This window comes from Cupriavidus sp. 01L46 (assembly GCF_056399905.1).
Map to the genome: position 1 here is coordinate 1 of NZ_JBFTSF010000134.1, position 16,145 is coordinate 16,145.

17 protein-coding genes and 1 pseudogene are annotated in these 16,145 nt (G+C 67.6%); 9 read left to right on the forward strand and 9 right to left on the reverse strand.

What is annotated here, in order from left to right; all coding sequences use genetic code 11:
• Positions 1–8: 8 nt before the first annotated feature.
• Positions 9–1,133, forward strand: a complete 1,125-nt coding sequence (locus AC1DS3_RS22365; RefSeq protein WP_477127970.1) for an ABC transporter substrate-binding protein — start codon at positions 9–11, stop codon at positions 1,131–1,133.
• Here AC1DS3_RS22365 and AC1DS3_RS22370 read toward each other — a convergent pair.
• The 7 genes and pseudogenes from AC1DS3_RS22370 to AC1DS3_RS22400 all read right to left on the reverse strand — a co-directional run bounded on the left by AC1DS3_RS22370 (position 1,114) and on the right by AC1DS3_RS22400 (position 7,016).
• On the reverse strand, positions 1,114–1,719 hold the full coding sequence (locus AC1DS3_RS22370) for a DUF6869 domain-containing protein (protein WP_441638816.1): 606 nt from the start codon (positions 1,717–1,719) through the stop codon (positions 1,114–1,116). The genes AC1DS3_RS22365 and AC1DS3_RS22370 overlap by 20 nt on opposite strands.
• 117 nt (positions 1,720–1,836) lie before the next feature.
• Complete coding sequence (locus AC1DS3_RS22375; RefSeq protein ID WP_441638814.1) at positions 1,837–2,538, reverse strand: ABC transporter ATP-binding protein; 702 nt, start codon at positions 2,536–2,538, stop codon at positions 1,837–1,839.
• The gene (locus tag AC1DS3_RS22380) at positions 2,531–3,283 is read right to left on the reverse strand and encodes an ABC transporter ATP-binding protein (RefSeq protein WP_441638812.1); all 753 of its coding nucleotides are present in this window, start codon (positions 3,281–3,283) and stop codon (positions 2,531–2,533) included. The genes AC1DS3_RS22375 and AC1DS3_RS22380 overlap by 8 nt, the downstream gene beginning before the upstream one ends.
• A complete protein-coding gene (locus tag AC1DS3_RS22385) occupies positions 3,280–4,296 on the reverse strand; it encodes a branched-chain amino acid ABC transporter permease (protein ID WP_441638810.1) in 1,017 nt (338 codons plus the stop codon). The genes AC1DS3_RS22380 and AC1DS3_RS22385 overlap by 4 nt, the downstream gene beginning before the upstream one ends.
• Positions 4,293–5,159 carry a branched-chain amino acid ABC transporter permease gene (locus AC1DS3_RS22390; RefSeq protein WP_441638809.1) on the reverse strand — a complete coding sequence of 289 codons (867 nt, stop codon included), beginning with the start codon at positions 5,157–5,159 and terminating at the stop codon, positions 4,293–4,295. Before AC1DS3_RS22390 ends, AC1DS3_RS22385 begins: the two co-directional genes overlap by 4 nt.
• A gap of 79 nt (positions 5,160–5,238) precedes the next feature.
• Positions 5,239–6,385: pseudogene (locus tag AC1DS3_RS22395) on the reverse strand (4-hydroxybenzoate 3-monooxygenase).
• Positions 6,386–6,551: 166 nt separating this feature from the next.
• The gene (locus AC1DS3_RS22400; protein ID WP_441638808.1) at positions 6,552–7,016 is read right to left on the reverse strand and encodes a DUF3995 domain-containing protein; all 465 of its coding nucleotides are present in this window, start codon (positions 7,014–7,016) and stop codon (positions 6,552–6,554) included.
• A gap of 140 nt (positions 7,017–7,156) precedes the next feature.
• Here AC1DS3_RS22400 and AC1DS3_RS22405 point away from each other — a divergent pair, with 140 nt between their 5' ends.
• The 4 genes from AC1DS3_RS22405 (at position 7,157) to AC1DS3_RS22420 (ending at position 10,385) form a co-directional block, all read left to right on the forward strand.
• Entirely contained in the window at positions 7,157–8,092 is a 936-nt protein-coding gene (locus AC1DS3_RS22405) for an aldo/keto reductase (RefSeq protein ID WP_477109546.1), read from the forward strand.
• 7 nt (positions 8,093–8,099) lie between these two features.
• Positions 8,100–9,467: an NTP/NDP exchange transporter gene (locus AC1DS3_RS22410; protein ID WP_441638804.1), complete on the forward strand. Its 1,368-nt coding sequence runs from the start codon at positions 8,100–8,102 to the stop codon at positions 9,465–9,467.
• A 131-nt stretch (positions 9,468–9,598) separates the two neighbouring features.
• On the forward strand, positions 9,599–9,880 hold the full coding sequence (locus AC1DS3_RS22415) for a hypothetical protein (protein ID WP_441638802.1): 282 nt from the start codon (positions 9,599–9,601) through the stop codon (positions 9,878–9,880).
• A gap of 124 nt (positions 9,881–10,004) precedes the next feature.
• Positions 10,005–10,385, forward strand: a complete 381-nt coding sequence (locus tag AC1DS3_RS22420; protein ID WP_441638800.1) for a mechanosensitive ion channel protein MscS — start codon at positions 10,005–10,007, stop codon at positions 10,383–10,385.
• 24 nt (positions 10,386–10,409) lie between these two features.
• Here the strand turns inward: AC1DS3_RS22420 and AC1DS3_RS22425 are convergent, their stop codons facing one another.
• Positions 10,410–10,745, reverse strand: a complete 336-nt coding sequence (locus AC1DS3_RS22425) for a hypothetical protein (RefSeq protein ID WP_441638798.1) — start codon at positions 10,743–10,745, stop codon at positions 10,410–10,412.
• A gap of 187 nt (positions 10,746–10,932) precedes the next feature.
• Here AC1DS3_RS22425 and AC1DS3_RS22430 point away from each other — a divergent pair, with 187 nt between their 5' ends.
• The 4 genes from AC1DS3_RS22430 (at position 10,933) to AC1DS3_RS22445 (ending at position 14,768) form a co-directional block, all read left to right on the forward strand.
• Positions 10,933–11,919 (forward strand): Bug family tripartite tricarboxylate transporter substrate binding protein, encoded by a 987-nt coding sequence (locus AC1DS3_RS22430; RefSeq protein WP_441638796.1) that lies wholly within the window; start codon positions 10,933–10,935, stop codon positions 11,917–11,919.
• Positions 11,920–11,971: 52 nt separating this feature from the next.
• Positions 11,972–13,324, forward strand: coding sequence for an acyclic terpene utilization AtuA family protein (locus AC1DS3_RS22435; RefSeq protein ID WP_441638794.1), 1,353 nt, complete (start codon positions 11,972–11,974; stop codon positions 13,322–13,324).
• Positions 13,325–13,358: 34 nt separating this feature from the next.
• The gene (locus tag AC1DS3_RS22440; RefSeq protein ID WP_441638792.1) at positions 13,359–13,706 is read left to right on the forward strand and encodes an AtuA-related protein; all 348 of its coding nucleotides are present in this window, start codon (positions 13,359–13,361) and stop codon (positions 13,704–13,706) included.
• A gap of 81 nt (positions 13,707–13,787) precedes the next feature.
• Complete coding sequence (locus tag AC1DS3_RS22445; protein WP_441638790.1) at positions 13,788–14,768, forward strand: bifunctional helix-turn-helix transcriptional regulator/GNAT family N-acetyltransferase; 981 nt, start codon at positions 13,788–13,790, stop codon at positions 14,766–14,768.
• Positions 14,769–14,821: 53 nt separating this feature from the next.
• On the opposite strand, the gene AC1DS3_RS22450 is transcribed toward AC1DS3_RS22445, so the two are convergent.
• Positions 14,822–15,568 (reverse strand): flagellar brake protein, encoded by a 747-nt coding sequence (locus AC1DS3_RS22450; RefSeq protein ID WP_477109547.1) that lies wholly within the window; start codon positions 15,566–15,568, stop codon positions 14,822–14,824.
• Positions 15,569–16,145: the final 577 nt, after the last annotated feature.

Consider the following 16,145-nt stretch of genomic DNA (forward strand, 5'->3'; position numbering starts at 1 on the left):
TGCTTGCCGTGGCGCCTTCGCTCGCCCACGCCGCGGATCCCGTCAAGATCGGGCTGATCGCGCCTTTCTMCGGCAGCTTTGCCGACTATGGCAAGCAGATGGAAGGCGGCATCAAGGCGTTCCAGAAGCTCAATGGCGATACCGTGGCGGGGCGCAAGGTGCAGATCATCAGCAAGGACACCACGGGCCCGGCCCCGGATGTGGCCAAGCGGCTGGCGCAGGAGCTGGTGGTGCGCGACAAGGTCGACGTGCTGGCCGGCTTCGGCCTCACGCCCGAGGCCCTGGCGGTGGCGCCAATTGCCGAGCAGGCCAGGAAGCCGATGGTGATCTTCAACGCGGCGTCATCCTCGATCACCACCAAATCCGCGTATATCGCGCGGGTGTCGATGACCTTGCCGCAGATCTCGGCGCCGATGGCCACCTGGGCCATCAAGAACAAGGTGCGCAAGGTAGTGACGCTGGTGGCGGACTACGCGCCGGGGATCGACGCGGAGACCGCGTTCAAGACCAACTTCATCGGCGGCGGCGGACAGGTGGTCGAATCGATCCGGGTGCCGCTGCGCAACCCGGAGTTCGCGCCATTCATCCAGCGCATCAAGGATGCCAAGCCGGAGGCGGTGTTCCTGTTCCTGCCCGCCGGCGAGCAAGGCGTGGCATTCATGAAGGGCTTTCGCGAGCGCGGCCTGGCCGAGGCCGGCATCCGCGTGATCGCCACCGGCGACCTGACCGACGACCACGTGCTGCCGGCCATGGGCGACGCCACGCTGGGTGTGATCACGTCGTTCCATTACTCGATGGCGCACGATTCGCCCGAGAACAAGGCCTTCCTGAAAGCCTTTGCCGAAGCCAACCCCGGCGCCGGCCGGCCTAACTTCATGGCCGTGGCTGCCTATGACGGCATGCGCGCGATCTACGACGCGCTGAAGAAGACCGGCGGCGCCACCGACGGCGACAAGTTCGTCGCGGCGCTCAAGGGCATGAAGATCGCCAGCCCGCGCGGGTCGATCATGATCGACCCGGACACCCGCGACGTGGTCCAGACCGTCTACATCCGGCGTGTGGAAAAGGTTGGCGGCGAACTCTACAACGTGGAATTCGACAAGTTCGACAACGTCAAGGATCCGGGGAAGTAGGCCAGGCGGCGTGATGCGGCGAGTCTGCATGCATCGCGCCTTCACGCTGCCGCAGCCGCAGCCGCGATGGCGATGGCACGACACGCGCGGGCTGCCTGTGGGCCTCGCGGGACACGCCAGCCTCGGCATCGGGCTGCGCCGCCGCGCCCTGCGCATCCCAGCCACGCTGCTCGTAGCATATCCACATCGCGCGCTGCGGCACTTCGTTGAAGTTGCTGTCGCTGGCGGCCAGCACCCGCGCCCAGACCTCGGGCGTGGAACTGCGCCAGACGCCGCACAGCAGGCGGCGGAAGCGCGGGGCGCGCGCGGCCTCCTGCTCGATGCGGCCGATAAAGGCCGGGCCGTGGTACTCGATCAGGTCTTCGAGCTCGCCGGCGGCGAGTGCGCCAAGGACGCGGGGACTGTCGGTGCGGGCCAGGACTTCCAGCACCAGCCACCATAACCCCTCCGGGTCGTTGACGCCGAGCCAGTCGCAAGCCTGCCAGACCCAGAACGAGCGGACCTCGTGCCGGCCAATGGCCGGGTCGTAGCGGCTGTAACGCTGGATATAGGCGTTGACGAGCCGATTCTGCTCATGGGTTTCCATAGTTCCCCGTGACTACCCGCCTGCGAAAAATGAGCACTGCCCGCTGGCCGAACGCGGCGTTGCCGCCAACGTTCGCCGTCTATCGCCTGCTGCCGGTTGACCATACCGGGGATGGGCTCAGGCGACCGTCAGCAACCTGTCCAGACTGCCCTTGTCCGCCAGCAGTTCCGCGCTGGTCGACTCAAACACTACCCTGCCGCGATCGAGCACCATCGCGCGCCGCGTCATGCCAAGCGCCAGGCGAGCGTGCTGCTCCACCACGATCACAGCCATGCCGCCTTCCTCGATCAAGCGGCGGATCACATGCTGCAATTCCTGAACAATAATAGGCGCCAATCCCTCCATCGGCTCGTCGAGTAATAGCAGGGACGGGTTTACCATGAGCGCCCGGCCAATGGCCAGCATCTGCTGTTCGCCCCCTGACAACTGGTTGCCCAAATTTGCGCGCCGTTCCTGCAGCCGGGGAAAAACTTCATAAACCCGAGCGACATTCCAGTGGCCGGGACGCGCCACCGCCGTCAGGTGTTCTTCCACGGTCAGGGACGGGAACATGCAGCGCTCCTGCGGCACCCATCCCAGTCCGGCGGCGGCGCGCTGGTGCGCCGCCAGCCGCGTCAGGTCGCGCCCTCGCCAGGACAGGCTGCCGCGCCGCTGCCGGGTCAGGCCCATCAACGTCATGAGCAGCGTGCTCTTGCCCACCCCGTTGCGGCCCAGCAAGGCCAGGCTCTCGCCAGCGTCCAGCGCAAGGTCGATGCCGTCGAGCACGACGGCATCGCCATAGCCCGCGCTCAGCCCCTGCACCCGCAGCAGCTCAGTCATGGGCGGCCTCCCCGAGGTATACCTCCCTGACACGGGGATCGGCGCCGATCTCCGCGGGCGTGCCTTCGGTCAGCACGCGGCCACCCACCAGCACCGTGATGCGCTCGGCAAAGCGGAATACCAGGTGCATGTCGTGCTCGATAAACAGGATGGTGATATCGCGCGGCAGGCCTGCGATCACGCCGAACAGCTCGGCACTCTCCCCGGACGGGATGCCCGCCGCGGGCTCGTCCAGCAGCAGGATGGCGGGCCGGGTGGCCAGCGCCAGCGCAATTTCCAGCAGCCGCTGCTTGCCGTATGGCAGGCTGCGCGTCTCGGTATCGGCCTCGGCATCCAGGCGCAGGCTGGCCAGCACCGCCATGGCCTCGTCGGCCAGTGCCCGCTGCGAAACCACGGTGCGATGCCAGATCCGGGTGGCGCCGCTGCGCTCTGCCACCGCCAGCACCACGGATTCGAGCACCGTCAGGCCGGGGAACAGCGTGTTGATCTGGAAGGTCCGGGTCATGCCGCGCCGCACCCGTGCGTGCTGGGGCAATTGCGTGATGTCCTCATCGCCCAGCCAGATGCTGCCGCTACTGGCCGGCAAGGCACCGGTGAGCAGGTTGATGAAGGTGGTCTTGCCGGCGCCGTTAGGCCCGATCAGCGCATGGCGGGCGCCCGGCGGAAACTGCAGGGAGATGTCGCTGTTGGCGGCAAACCCGCCCCAGGACTTGGACAGTCCCTCGGTACGCAGCAACCTGGTCATGGCCGCTCTCCTCCCGGCTTGCGGCGCATGGCGCGGCGCAGCGCATCCAGCGCGCCCATCAGCCCGCCGCGCGCAAACAGCACGATCACCACCAGCAGCAGGCCAATCCAGAACTGCCAGTACACCGGGTTGATGCCTGCCAGCACATCCTGCGCGATCATGAACACGGCCGCCCCGAGCAGTGCGCCGTACAAGCGGCCCGCGCCACCCAGCACCAGCATCACAAGCAACTCCGCCGAACGCGGGAAGCCCAGCACATCCATGCCGACGAACTGGGTCGTCTGCGCCAGCAGCCCGCCGGCCACGCCGGCCAGCGCCGCCGCCACGGCAAACACCGCGCCCAGGCGGCGCGGCACGTCGACACCCAGCGCCGGCATGCGGCGCACGCCCTCGCGCATGCCGCGCAGCGACAGGCCGAAGGGCGAAGCCACCAGCCTGCGCACCAGCACGAACAACAGGAACGTCACCACCAGGCTGTAAAGGTAGGCAGTCTTGCCAAACAGGTCGAACTCGAACAGCCCGAGCAACGGCGCCATGGTGACGCCCGACAGGCCATCCACGCCGCCAGTCAGGAAAGCTGCCTTGTTAGCCGCCTCGAACAGCATCAGCCCGATGCCCAGCGTGACCATGAGCCGGGTCAGGTCGCCGCCGCGCACTACCAGGAAACTCGCCAGCCAACCCGCCAGGCCGGCCACCGCGCCAGCCGCGAGCAGGCCCGAGACCGGCTCGCCCCAGCCATGCGCGGCCAGCAGCCCGGCAGTGTAGGCGCCGAGGCCGAAGAAGGCCGCATGCCCCAGCGAGACGATCCCGGCGTAGCCCAGCAGCAAGTCCAGCGACAGCGCGAAGAGCCCGGTGATCAGCACCTGGCTGCCAAGGATCAGGTAGCCGGGCAGCAGGAAGAACACCGCCACCGGCACCAGCCAGAACACGATCTCGCCAACGCGCCAGCGCCCGTCGGGCAGATGGGAGCGCCGCTCGCTCGCGCGACTCGGTACCTCGTCAAGAGCGCTCATGCCCGCCTCCCGTAAAGGCCGGCCGGGAACAGCATCAGCAGCAGCACCATCAGCGCATAGATGACAAAGGCGCCTACCGCCGGCACGTAATACTTGCCGGCCACATCGGCCACGCCCAGCAGCAGCGCCGCCACCAGCGGGCCGCGGATGGTGCCCGCGCCGCCCACCGCCACCACCAGCAGGAAATACACCATGTACTTGAGCGGGAACGACGGATCGAGCCCCAGCACGTCGATGCCCAGCCCGCCGCCCAGCCCGGCCAGCCCGGACCCAAGCGCGAAGGTCAGGCTGAATACCCGCTCCACGTTGATGCCCAGGCCGCGCGCCGCTTGCTGGTTGTCCACCGCCGCGCGCACTTGCGCGCCAAAGCGCGTGCGCGCCACCAGCCAGCCCAGCGCCGCGGTGATGACCACCACCACGCCGATCATGAACAGGCGATAGGCCCCAAGGTCCAGGCCCGCCACGCGCACCTGGCCCAGCAGGAAAGCGGGTAGCGCCACCGGCTGCTGGCCCGGCCCGAACACGTAGGTGGCCCCCGCGATCGCCATGAAGGTGAGCCCGATCGAAAACAGCACCTGGTCGAGATGGCTGGCGCCGTAGAGCCGCCGGTACAGGCTGCGCTCGAGCAGCCAGCCCACTGCCGCGGCCCCCAAGAAGGCTAGTGGCAGCGTCGCCAGGAAAGGCACGCCGGCCCGGGTCATCAGCACCACCGCCACGTAGCCGCCGAACATGGCGAATGCGCCGTGGGCGAGGTTGACGAAATTCATCAGGCCCATGGTCACCGACAGCCCCACGCTGATCAGGAACAGCAGGCAGCCATAGGCCAGCCCGTCGAACAGCACGCCGAGGAAGCTGGCGATCATCGCCTGCCCTCCCCTGGCCACGGTGGCGGGCAACCAAGCTTTGTCATGACATCTCCTGTATGGCGATCGGGATGGGCACTCAATGGCCCTCGAAGGTGGCGAATGGCAGCCCGACATAGTTCTCCGCGAGCGTTGCGCCGGCGGCGGGCGAAGCGGTAACGTATGCCAGCTCGGCTTGCTGCAGCCGCGCCATGAACGGGGTCTGGCCTGGAAAGCGATGCAGCAACGCGGTCATCCACCAGGAGAAATGCTCGGCGCGCCAGACCCGCCGCAGGCAGGTGGCGGAGTAGGCCGCCATCAGGTCGTCGCGGCGTTCGCCATAGTGCGCGGCCAATGCCCGCGCCAGCGTGCGCACGTCGGCCACCGCCAGGTTCATGCCCTTGGCGCCGGTAGGCGGCACGATATGGGCGGCATCGCCGGCCAGGAACAGCCGGCCATATTGCATGGGCTCCACCACGTGGCTGCGCATCGGCGTTACGCCCTTTTGCAGCACGGGGCCCTCGTTGAGCCGCCAGCCGTCGCCGGTCTCCAGGCGGGCGTGCAGTTCCTGCCAGATCCGTGCGTCGGGCCACTGGGCGAGATCCTCGTCGGGTCGGCATTGCAGGTAGAGCCGCGTGATCTGCGGCGAGCGCATCGAAAACAGCGCGAAGCCGCGCGCATGGCTGGCGTAGATCAGTTCCTGCGCGGCGGGCGCGGCCTCGGCCAGGATGCCCAGCCACGCAAACGGATAGCTCCGCTCGAACACCTGCAGCGCAGCCGGCGATGAAATCGCAATGCAGCGTGTGGCGCTTGCCGCCGTGGGTGAACGTGACGCTGGGCTTGCTGCGGTCGACGCCATGCAGGGCCACGCCGCTGGCCTCGAACAAGATGGGCGCGCCATCCGCCAGGCGCGCGGCGATCAGGTCCTTGACCACCTCGTGCTGCCCATACACGGTAATGGCGCGGCCACCGGTTGGCCCGGACAGGTCGATGTGGTGCCGGATCCCGTCGAACAGCAGGTCGATGCCATGGTGGCACAGGCCCTGGCGCTGCAGGCGCTCGCCCACGCCGGATGCCACCAGCAGGTCGACCGTCCCCTGCTCCAGCACGCCCGCCCGGATGYGTCCTTCCACGTGCTGGCGGCTGCGGTCCTCGATGACCACGGCATCGACACCGGCGCGGCRCAGCAGATGACCCAGCAGCAGGCCTGCCGGCCCGGCGCCGATGATCGCGACCTGGGTGCGCATCGTGGTCTCCCGCCTCCCGTTTCTTCATTGCCYGCCTGGCCCGCCGGATGGGCCGTGGCCGCAGCGCCCGGCCTCTGGTGCAGGGCATTGTCAGACGCGCCACTTCATTTTGCAATCGGGGGTTCTTGCGATACGGCGCAGGCGGCTGCCAGGAATGCGGCGGCGCTCAGGGCGGAAGGATCGCCACGTACGCCAGGCCAGCGGACAGCGTCAGGCACAGGGGGGAATAGACCCACGTATCCAGCCAGGCAAACGAAGAGCCGGTGATGCGCTTGAAGAAGCCAACCAACCGGAAATCGCCCACCGCCCTGGCCAGCATGGCCAGCGCGACCAGGCCGATRGCCCATTGCAGGACCGGCCCGGTGCAAGGCGCCGTGGCCAGCCCGGCGCGCGCGCCCACCATCAAGGCCACCGCCGCCAGGCCAACGGCCACCAGCAGCGTGCCCGTGCGCGAGGGCGTAAAGGCGGGCACCATCGCGCTCGCCGTTGCCGGTGGCGCAATGTCACCGGCGGCTACCTTGCGCGGCACACGGGGAACCGCGGCATCCTTTGCCAGGCCCCCGCCAAGCGCCCAGTAAACATGCACGCCGGCAAGCAAGAGGTAGATGCAGGCAACCAGCAGAGCGACCATGGCGGCAAGATTCCTATCTGTGAGAATATGATACGGATCGGGGCAACAGCTTAAGCTAGCCGGGCCACTGCGCGGTGCGCAGTGACTAAATGCCGCAGCCCCGGCCGCCAGAATCCGGGCCCGCCAGCAAGGAGATCGTCATGTCATCCGATAGACGCCGTTTTCTTGGCCACGGCGCGCGCCTTGCCGCCGCACTTAGCCTGTGCCGTGGCGCCTGGCCCGCCAGCACGCTCGCGGCGCCGCCCGCTGCTGGGCCATTGCGCCGGGCACTGCCCGGCGGCCACGAAACCCTGCCGGTGATCGGCATGGGCACGGCCAATACCTTCGACGTGGGAACCGAACGCGCCGAACGCGCCCCGCTGGCCGAGGTCCTGGCCTTGCTGCTGCAAACGTCCGGCCCGGTGATCGACACCGCGCCCAGCTATGGCAGCGCGCAAGGCGTCACCGGCGACCTGCTGCGGGACGCCAATGCCCGCGGCAAGGTCTTCCTGGCCACCAAGATATCCAGCCCGGCCGGCGGCGCGGCGCAGGCGCAATGGACCCAGTCGCTGCGCGACCTGCATAGCGATACCGTGGATCTGCTACAGGTCCACAACCTGATCGACTGGCGCGACAACCTGCGCTTCGCGCGCCAACTGAAGGATCAGGGCAAGACGCGCTATGTCGGCATCACCCACTACCGCGAGGACGCGCATGAGGCGCTGGCGCAGATCGTGCGCAGCGAGCGCCTGGATTTTGTGCAGCTGAACTATTCCCTGGCCGAGCGCAATGCCGAGCGCGCGCTGCTGCCGTTGTGCCAGGAGCGCGGCGTGGCCGTGCTGGTCAATCGCCCGTTCCAGGACGGGCGCCTGTTCCACGCCGTCAAGGACAAGCCGCTGCCGCCCTGGGCCGGCGAGATCGACTGCGCGTCCTGGGGCCAGATCTTCCTGAAATTCATTGTCAGCCACCCCGCGGTGACGGCGGCGATCCCCGCCACCGCCAAGCCCCGCAATATGCAGGACAACCTTGGCGCGGGCCTTGGCCGCATGCCCGATGCGCGCCAGCGCGAGCGCATTGCCGCGCTGCTGGCCGCCTGAACCCATCATGGCAAACCCCACAAACTCCGCGCACGCCAGGCAGCCCACCCGGCACGGGCTTGGCATCCAGCCCGGTGAAGGCAGCGCCGTCGCGGCTGGCTTCCTGTTCTTCTTCTGCCTGTTCGCCAGCTACTTCATGCTGCGCCCGGTGCGAGAGACCATGGGCATCGCCGGCGGCGTGCAAAACCTGCAATGGCTGTTCACCGCCACCTTCGTGGTCATGCTGGTGGCCATCCCCTGCTATGGCTTGTGCAGCGCGCGGCTGCCCCGCCGGCGTTTCGTGCCCTGGGTCTATGCGTTCTTTATTGCCAACCTGCTGGGTTTTGCCGTGGCCACGCGCGGCGCGCCGGACAACATCTGGCTGGCKCGCGTGTTCTACGTCTGGCTATCGGTGTTCAACCTGTTCGTGGTCTCGGTGGCGTGGAGCCTGATGGCGGACGTGTTCCGCCCCGGCCAGGCGCGCCGGCTGTTCGGCCTGCTGGCCGCCGGCGCCAGCGCGGGCGGCCTGGCTGGCCCGCTGATGGGCGGCTGGCTGGTGACGCGCATCGGCCTGACCGGGCTGATGGTGCTGTCGGCCGCGCTGCTCGCGGCCGCGCTGCCCGGCGTGGGCTACCTGTTCGGCTGGCGCAAGCGCGCCGGCGCGGGCGTGCCGGTGGCAGACGATCCGGTGCCGCCGCAAGACCCGGCCCGGCCCATCGGGGGCGGGCTCTGGGCGGGGCTGACTCTAGTGGCGCGGTCCCGTTACCTGCTTGGCATCAGCCTGTTCGTGATCCTGCTGGCCACGGCCAGCACTTTCCTCTACTTCGAGCAGGCCAGGCTGATGGCGCAGACCTTTCCCAGCCGCACGCAGCAGACCCAGGTGTTCAGCGCCATCGATGCGATCGTGCAGGCGCTGACCATCCTGGTGCAGGTGTTCCTGTCGGGGCGCATCGCCAGGCGCTATGGCGTGACATCCCTGCTCACGGCGGTGCCGCTGGCGGTGGCGGCTGGCTTCCTGGTGCTGGCGCTGTGGCCCACCTTCGGCGTGCTGGCCGGCGTGATGATCCTGCGCCGCGTGGGGGAATACGCCTTGCTGCGCCCGGGGCGGGAGATGCTGTTTACCGTGGTCGATGCCGAGACCAAGTACAAGGCGAAGAATGTGATCGACACCGCCGTCTATCGCGCCGGCGATGCCGTCAGTGCGTGGTTCAAGACCGCCATCGATGGGCTTTCCGGCCACCCGGCCGTGGTGGCGTTCACCGGCGCTGCGCTGGCGCTGGGATGGGCGTGGCTGGGATGGTGGCTTGGCCGGCAGCATGAAGGCCGGGCCGGGAACGCGCCGGCGGCGTCCCGCGCCGGCATGACGCCGGTGCCGCATGATGGCGGCGGCGCTTAGCATAAGTAGCGCTATCTGATGCAGGGAGCTACAAAGACGATACGCGAATCAGACTTTGTCCTATACCGCATGCGCCGTCACGGTGCGGATAGTTGTGACTGTTGTGACGGATTATTATTTGAGGAGCATCGATGAAACCCGGAATTCCAAGCCTCAAGGCAGCCGCGCTGGCAGCCGCCCTTGCCCTGGGCGGCATCGCCCACGCCCAGCTTGCACCGCCCCAGCCGCAGCAGCCACAGGGCGAGCGGGCCACGGCAACGCCCATGCCGGCCCAGCCTGCGCGCCACAAGAAGCATAAGCACAAGCACCATCACAAGAAGGCGCCGGCGCAGGCCACCCCGGGCGCCGACACTGCGCCGCCGCCTCCTCCAGCCCCGCAACCGCCCCCACCGCCGCCGCGCCCCGCCCCCTGATCGGCGCGCTCACGGTGATATCGGCGTTACATCTGCTAACCGCGCCAAACTATTCCGCAGACGCCCGACCCCTAAGATGACGTCATGGCCAGCCGCCCTCGCTGGCCGTCTCAAGGAGTCAGCCATGCGCAACACCCATCGTGCCACCCGCGTCATCGGCGCGGGCCTCATCGCCGCCGCGCTGCTGGCCGCAGGACCTGCCTCGGCACGCGACCGCTACCACGATGGCGGCTACCATGGCGGTGGCGGTTCCGCCGGCGCGGTAGCGCTGGCCATCGGCGCCTTGGTCGGGCTGGCAGTCGTCGGTACCGCCGTGGCCAGCCAGCCGGTCGTTGTCGCCGCGCCGCCCCAGCCGGCATATGGCCCGCCGCCGGGATACTGCTATCGGGATTACGATCGCGCGTACGTGCCATGCGCGCCGCAGCCGGCGCCCTATTACTATCAGCAGGCGCCGCAGCCGCAATACCAGGGGTACCAGGGGTACCAGGGATATCAAGGGTACTGAGCGCGGCTACCGCCAAGCACCGCCCTAATCCCCCATCGTTACCATCTGCCGGATCGCCTGCCCGGTGCGTTGCCGGCCGAAGCCATCATGGATGTCTTCGAGCCCGAGCGTGCCGGTCAGCGAACGCGCCACCGGCAGCTTGCCCTGACAGTACAGCGCGATATACGCGCGAGGCGCCCGCCGCCGGCGCGCCCGGCACGGCCGACAAATCCACGCCGCCGTCCACAGCACCGCCACGCCCTGCCCCATGCGCACCTGCGCGGTATTGGCCACCGCGCCAATGCCCGCCATCACCGCACAGCCTAACAGCGCAGCCAGCTCCATCGGCAGCTCGCGCGGCGCCACCGGGTCCAGGGCCACAAAGCCCCTTGGCGATGCATCGAATTTTCAGTCAATGAAAATTCATAGCCTTTGTTTGACCTGCAAACCGGCTCATGCATAAGATCACCCCAAAAAGATTTCACTAAACGAAATGCCGCGGCGCACCCGCGCACACGGCACAACCACCGGGCATTGCCGCCACGGCAGCGCCTGCGAGGAGACAACGATGCACCGACGTGCCACCCTCCGCCTGGCCGCCATGGCCTGCGCCGCCCTGTGCGCCCAGCTTGCGCTGCCGGCGCGGGCAGCGGACAGCTACCCCGCCAAGCCGCTGCGCCTGGTGGTGCCTTTCACCCCCGGTGGCACCACCGACATCCTCGCGCGCCTGGTGGCGCAGAAATTGGGCGAGGCGCTGGGACAAACCGTGGTGGTGGACAACCGGCCCGGCGCCGGCGGCAACATCGGCGCCGAGGCCGTGGCCAAGGCCGCCCCGGACGGCTACACGCTGCTGATGGGCACGCTCGGCACCCAGGTCACCAACCAGTTCCTCTACGCGCGCATGCCGTATGACTCAGCCAAGGACTTCGCGCCGGTGACGCTGGTCGCCAACTCGCCCAACGTGCTGCTGACCAATGCCACGCTGCCGGTCAAATCCGTGGCCGAACTCATCGCGCTGGCCAGGCAGCGGCCGGGCAGCCTCAACTACGCGTCCACCAGTACCGGCGGCTCGCCGCACCTGTCCGGCGAATTGCTCGACAGCATGGCCGGCGTGAAGATGCAGCACGTGCCCTACAAAGGCGCGGCGCCCGCCATGACCGACCTGCTGGCGGGCCAGGTCAACCTCATGTTCGACAACCTGCCCTCGGCGCTGGCGCAAATCCAGGCAGGCAAGGTGCGCGCGCTGGCGGTGACCAGCCCGCAGCGCTCGCCCATCCTGCCGGATGTGCCCACCGTGGCGGAATCCGGCCTGCCCGGCTACGTGGTGAACTCGTGGTTCGGCCTGCTGGCCCCGGCCGGCACGCCGCCCGCGCAGGTGGCGCGCCTGCAGCAAACGGTGGCCAAGGTGCTGGCCACGCCCGAGGTCAGGCAGCGCATCGAGCAGCTTGGCGCGGTGCCCGGCGGCGACTCACCGGCTGCCTTCGCCGCGGTGATCCGCGCCGATACCGAGAAATGGTCGCGCGTGATCAAGAGCGCAGGCATCCAGGCCCAGTAAGCCCAAGACGCCACGCAGAACAACAAACCAAGAGCAAACCAAGGATCCCGTCATGGCAACCAAGACCCTGCGCATTGGCTCAGGCTCCGGCTGGTGGGGCGACCGCGTCGAGCCCGCGGCCCTGAGCGCGCAGCACGGCAAACTCGATTTCCTCTGTTTCGAGACCATGGCCGAGGCCACCGTCAGCGCTGCGCAAGTGCGAAAACGCCGCGACCCCGCCTTCGAAGGCTACGACACCTACCTCGACGAGCGCATGCGCGCCGTGCTGCCGCACTGCATCGCCAACGGCACGCGCATCGTCAGCAACCAGGGCTGGATCAATCCGCTGGGCGCGGCGCGGCGCATCGCGCAGCTGTGCGCGGAGCTCGGCCTGCCCGGCGTGAAGATCGCGGCGATCACCACCTCCGACCTGACCGGCACCATCTGCGACCAGCAGCTGGAGATCCTGGAGACCGGCGCGCCCATCGCCACCCTGCGCGGCTCGCTGATCTCGGCCGAGCCATATGAGGGCGCGGAGCCAATCGTGCGCGCGCTGCAAGCCGGTGCGCAGATCGTGGTGACGGGCCGCGTGGCCGATCCCTCCCTGTTTCTCGCGCCGATGATGCATGCGTTCGGATGGCAGCCCGACGACACGGAGCTGCTAGCGCGCGGCAGTGCCATCGGCCATTTGCTGGAATGCGGCGCACAGGTGACCGGCGGCTATTTTGGCGATCCGGGCTACAAGGATGTGCCCGAGCCGTGGAACCTGGCCTTCCCGATTGCCGAGGTGGACGCGAGCGGCACGTCCGTGATTTCCAAGGTGGCAGGCACCGGCGGCCGCATCGACCTGCAGACCGTCAAGGAGCAGATGTTCTACGAGGTGCACGACCCGCGCCGCTACATCACGCCGGATGTGGTGGTGGACTTCACCACGGCGCAGCTGGAGCAGGTTGCGCCCGACCAGGTGCGCATGAGCGGCATCAGCGGATCGCCGCGCACGCCCACGCTCAAGGTCTCGCTTGGCTGCACGGAGGGTTTTATCGGCGAGGACATGTTCTTCTACGCCGGACCCGGCTGCTTGGAAAAGGCGCGCCTGGCCAAGGCCATCCTGGCGCACCGGTTCCAGCTGGCCGGGCTGGACGCGCAAGCGCTGCGCATCGACTTTCTCGGTGTCAACGCCATCCACGGCGAGGCCTCCCCGGCGCCGGCGTGCGAGCCCAACGAGATCGCCGTGCGCGTGGCCGCGCGCACCCTCACCCGCGCGGAAGCCGCCAAGGTCGGCCGCGAGATCGACAGCATGGCCGTGAGCGGCCTGGCCTCCACCGGCAAGCGCGTGCCGCACCAGGAGCGCACGCGCGAGATCATCGGCGTGTGGTCGGCCCTGGTGCCGCGCGCGCAGGTCAGTTCCGAGATTCATTTCCTTTGATMCGTTTCCTTTGATCCGCTGCGAGGCACATCCCATGAAAGTTCTGCTAAGGCGCGTGGCACATACGCGGTCCGGCGACAAGGGCGATATCTCGAACACCTCGGTGATCGCCTACGACGCCGCGTTCTACCCGTATCTCAAGGCGCAGCTCACCGCCCAAGCCTTCAAGAGGCTGTATGGCGGCGTGGTCACCGGCAAGGTCGAGCGCTTCGAAGCCGATGGTTTGCAAGTGCTCAACTTCGTCGCGCATGGCGCACTGGGAGGCGGCGTGTCGCGCAGCCTGGCGCTGGACACCTACGGCAAGGCGCTGGCCAGCGCGGTGCTGCGGTTCGAGGTGGAGGTGCCGCAGGCCCTGGCCCCGCTGTTGCGCGGACCGGCGTAGGCGGGCCTCTCCGGCTAGGCTCCTTGAAAAACTTGCGATCCGCAACTATTATGGTTGCGATGCGCAACCAATGGAGCCGCCATGGATATCGTCGAGCCCCTGCCCGAGCCGCGTGATGCCACGATCGCCGCGCTCAGGGTGTTTTCCAGAAAGCTGGTCCGCGAGCTCGGCTTCATGCGGACCACGCTGGCAGATAGCCAGCTTGCGCCCTCCGCGGTGCACGCCATCATCGAGATCGGGCTGGCGCCGGGGCTGCAGGCGCGCGATCTGGCCAGTATCCTGCGGCTGGACAAGTCCAATACAAGCCGGCAGCTCGCCAAGCTCGAATCGTTGGGTCTTGTCGTACGCACGGCCGCGACCGACGATGCGCGCTCGGCCCATCTGAACCTGACCGACGCCGGCAGGCACTTGCACCACCAGATCGATGGCTTTGCCACGGAACAGGTCTCCAGCGCATTGCGGCGGCTGACCCCGGCCGACCAGCAAGCGCTGGTCCGGTCCCTGTCGATCTATGCGGATGCGCTCGCCGCGGACAACGCCCAAAAGACCACCGGGGACGATGCCGGCGTGGGCAGCGGAATCCAGGAAGGCTACCGGCCGGGCTGCATCGGCGACATCGCCAGCCTGCATGCCCGCTTCTATTCGCAACTGGTGGGCTTCGGCAGCTTCTTTGAAAACAAGGTGGCCACCGAGCTGGCTGGCTTCGCGGCCAGCCTGCCATCGCCGGACAGGCAACTGTGGCTGTGGCTGGAAGGCGGCCGGTCGCTGGCCAGCATCGCCATCGATGGCGAGCCGGGCGGGCTTGCCCACCTGCGCTGGTTTATCGTCGACAACGCCTTGCGCGGCACGGGCGTCGGACGCCAATTGCTGGAACGCGCGCTGGATTTCGCGGATGCACGCTACGGGCAAACCTACCTGTGGACATTCAAGGGCCTCGACGCGGCGCGCCATCTCTATGAGTCCCACGGGTTTCAACTTGCGCAGGAGGCGCCAGGCGAGCAATGGGGGGCTGCCGTGACAGAGCAACGCTTTGTGCGCAATGCCGCCAAGGGATGCGCTTGATGTTCAACCATGGCCGCAGCGATGCTGAGCGGCCTGCTTGCCGGCTTACCGGCTTACTCGCGGCCGGCCAGCTCCAGCGCAAACACAACGCGCTGCAGCCACTTCGCGGCCTGGACATCCATCTGGCCAAAGTGGCAGCCAAAGTGATGGTGCGCCTCGTCGCCGCGCCAGGCCTTTCGATGCCGCACCACCTGCAATGCCAGGTCCAACCCGCCCAGCTCGCCAAGGTCCAGATGGCATTCAGCGATCCAGGTCCCGACCGGCAAGCGCTGCGGGCCGACACTGCGGGAGCGCAAGCCCACGCCGGACACCGACACGTCGGCGACTTCCATCTCCACGAGCTGGCCGTCGCTTAACAGGATCTGGCAACGGCACTGTTTCTCCGCCTGCGGGCGGACGCGGAAATGCCTGCGGCGCGGGACTTGATAGATCCCGGTCGGATAGGGGGCGAGAAACGCCGGTCCACCGTCGAAACGAGTGACGGCGGCGGAGGCGATGCGGAACTGGAACGTGATGTCGCCCATCGATGCCGAAGCCGCCATATCGCTGGCGTTCAGGATTGCCTCCAGCTCCACGCCATTGCGGCACCACGCGAGCACGCAGGTGCCTTGGGATGGATCGATAAACAGAAAGCTCGAAGCCACCCGGCACTGCTGCGCAGGATGGAGATGGAGCCGGATGCGCTTGCGAACCAGATCCTGCAGGATCTCAAGTACCTGGTCCGGATCGCTGATCCGCTCGATATCGCCGTTTGCCGCCAATGGAAACGGCAAGGACGTGCCTATGGCTGCCGAGGCCATGGTGGTGGTGCCGGGTGACCGGGGAGCATTGCGGCGTGCGCGCTACGATTCATCGCAACTCACTCATTCAAGGCATTAGATATTGCATATTGCATATTGGATCGGACAACGCTGCGCGCATCCAGCTTCGAGGCTGCACTTCTGCTGCGCTTCCCTGCTTTGCATCATTCGTTTATTCGTTTATTCGTTTGCATGCCGACGCCTCTAACGGCATTGCGAGCACGTTCTTTAGGCATCCCCCCACGCTCTCGCCCGGGCTAAAGATCTGCGGTTTCCTGCCGTTAGGCAACGTTTGGCAGCCATGCTTGCGGCCGCCTTTGCCTGTCAGCCACACCAATCCATGAACAGACTTGATCCCGCTTCGATAAACCCGCCGTCACCGGATGGATTCCAGCACGCGCTTGAGGATGAGATCCACGACATGCTKGATGTCCTGGCGACGCAGGAGCGCTACCTCGACTTGCKCTTGCCGGATGGGCGCACCCTGCGCTCGCGGGTATTGTTCGTGGATGTCGCAGCGCGCCAGTTCACGCTTGAGGGGTGCGAGAGCGAATCCGACAACCAGGCGGTACTGGCC